At 58.6% G+C, this 237-nt stretch carries 1 protein-coding gene; it reads right to left on the bottom strand.

All coding sequences use genetic code 11. The features are described from left to right. Window positions 1–237: hypothetical protein (locus SB689_RS24175; protein ID WP_410694555.1), on the bottom strand; the 237-nt coding region annotated here is incomplete at both ends.

The following is a 237-nucleotide window of genomic DNA, read 5'->3' as shown; positions in this document are numbered from 1 at the left end:
CGCTTCGGGTTGGAATCCTGCCGACTGCCAGACTTTCCGACCAAGCGGATCGTATGCGGAACGCTGAGTCAACCGCCCCTGTGTGCGCATCACTTCACGATGCAAATCGTCACGCTCGAAGTCACTCACCACCTGATCGCCACAACGGATCTGGTGAACGTGGCCTGAACCATACCGCAGGATCTGCAAGCTCTGGTCGTGCGGCAACGCTAGCGTTGTCACGTTGTCGAGCGCATC

The sequence above is a fragment of the Chryseobacterium sp. SIMBA_038 genome (assembly GCF_046535115.1).
Classification (GTDB): Bacteria; Bacteroidota; Bacteroidia; order Flavobacteriales; family Weeksellaceae; genus Chryseobacterium.
This window is presented reverse-complemented; position numbering and strand designations above follow the sequence as displayed.